The organism is Streptomyces triticirhizae, from assembly GCF_003696235.1.
GTDB lineage: Bacteria > Actinomycetota > Actinomycetes > Streptomycetales > Streptomycetaceae > Streptomyces > Streptomyces triticirhizae.
This window is the reverse complement of record NZ_RFFJ01000381.1, coordinates 1-1,650: the sequence shown is the minus strand read 5'-3', so window position 1 is coordinate 1,650 and position 1,650 is coordinate 1. Positions and strand designations below refer to the sequence as shown.

The 1,650-nt window shown below is 75.8% G+C and carries 1 protein-coding gene; it reads left to right on the top strand.

The window, feature by feature from the left end:
• A partial coding sequence (locus EBN88_RS29770) for an acyltransferase domain-containing protein (RefSeq protein WP_122400073.1) occupies window positions 1–1,650 on the top strand: 1,650 nt, incomplete at both ends.

The following is a 1,650-nucleotide window of genomic DNA, read 5'->3' as shown; positions in this document are numbered from 1 at the left end:
GGCCGTCGTCGCGCGCGACGGGGCCGACCTGCTGCGCGGGCTGGCCGCCGTGGGCGCGGGCGCCTCGGCGCCCGGCCTGGTCACCGGCCGGGTCGCCGACGCCGACGCGCCGGGGCCCGTGTTCGTCTACCCCGGGCAGGGCGCCCAGTGGACCGGCATGGCCCGTCAACTCCTCGACTCCTCCCCGGTGTTCCGCTCCCGGGTCGAGGAGTGCGCGGACGCGATGGCGCCGCACGTCGAATGGTCGGTGCTCGACGTGCTGCGGGGCGCGCCCTCGGCGCCGCCGCTGGTCGGCACCGACGTGGTGATGCCGGCGCTGTTCACGGTGATGGTCTCGCTCACCGCGCTGTGGCGCTCGCGGGGCGTGGAGCCGGCCGCCGTGGTCGGGCACAGCCTGGGCGAGGCGGCGGCAGCGCACGCCGCCGGGGCGCTGTCGTTGGAGGACGCGGCGCTGGTGTCGGTGGTGTGGGGCCGTTCGCTGACGGAGGTGCTGGCCGACCGGGGCGGCATGGTGTCGGTGCTGCTGCCGCACGACGCGGTGCGCGCCGAACTGGCCCCGTGGGGCGAGGCGTTGACCGTCGCCGCGCTCAACGGCCCGAACTCGGTGACGGTCTCGGGCGAGCCCGGGGCGCTGACGGAGTTGCTGGCCGCCCTCGACGCGAAGGGGGTCAGGGCCCGCCGGGTCGCCGCCGACTTCGCCGGGCACTCGCCCCAGATCGACCTCATCAGGGACCACCTCGTCGACGGGCTGCGCGGCATCACGCCCGGCCCCGCGTCGATCCCGTTCTACTCGTCGACGACGGGCGGGCGGCGCGAAACCACCGACCTGGACGGCGCGTTCTGGTGGCACAACCTGCGCAGCCCGATCCTCTTCGAGAACGCGGTGCGCGCGCTGCTGGACGCGGGGTACCGCACGTTCGTCGAGGCCAGCGCGCACCCGGTGCTGCGGATGGCCGTGCAGGACACCCTCGCCGACCACCGCGTCGGCGGCGCCGGCCTGGCCGTGGGCTCGCTGCGGCGCGACCGGGACGCCGACGAGGAGCTGTTGACCTCGCTCGCCGAGCTGTATGTGCACGGGCAGCCGGTGAACTGGCCGGCGGCGTTGCCTCCTTCGGACGAGGAGGTCGTGTTGCCCGAGCCGCCGGCCCACGACACGGAGGGCGACGAGGAGGAGGAGCGGGCGACCGCGTTCCGCCGCGACCTCGACGCGCTGCCGGAGCCGGCGCGGCTGGGCGCGTTGGAGGAGCTGGTGCGCGGGCTGGTGGCGGAGCTGCTCGGGGGCGGCCAGGAGGTCGACGCGGGGCGGACGTTCCGGGATCTCGGCTTCGACTCGGCCGTCGCGGTCCAGCTGCGCAACGGGCTCTGCCGGGCGCTCGGGCACGAGCTGCCGGTCACCGTCGCGTTCGCTCACCCGACGCCGGCCGCGCTGGCGGCGCATGTGCACGGGGTGCTGTACGGCGGGGAGGACGACGGGAACGGCGGCGAGGGTGCGGGGCTGCGGCGCCGCCGCGTTGGCGGTGACGACGAGCCGATCGCGATCGTGGGGATCGGGTGCCGGTATCCCGGCGGGGTGGGGTCCCCTGAGGAGTTGTGGGGTTTGGTGTCGGAGGGGCGGGAGGGGATCTCGTCGTTTCCGGAGAACCGTGGTTG